Source organism: Peribacillus sp. SIMBA_075, assembly GCF_046534585.1.
The window spans coordinates 1-235 of sequence record NZ_JAWRYN010001616.1; the positions used below are offsets into that span (position 1 = coordinate 1).

1 pseudogene is annotated in these 235 nt (G+C 27.7%); it reads right to left on the bottom strand.

Going from position 1 to position 235, the window contains the following annotated elements:
* Positions 1 to 35: 35 nt before the first annotated feature.
* Positions 36 to 235, bottom strand: a pseudogene (locus SB775_RS33900) (tetratricopeptide repeat protein); the annotation flags it as partial.

The following is a 235-nucleotide window of genomic DNA, read 5'->3' on the forward strand; positions in this document are numbered from 1 at the left end:
TGTTATGATTCCTAATAAACTAATAGTTACCTTTTTCATTTTAGTCTCTGCCTCTCTATAGCTTTTTTTCTTGATTGAGAACTTGAATAGAAATATTCACTTGCTTTGAGTGTATTTCCTTCTTCATAGTATTTTAAGGCTAATGATTCTTCATATTTTTCTATATTCTCATATAGTTCTTCTCGATTGAAGTATTCAATTCCTTTTAAAACAATATTTTCAAACTCATTCGCAG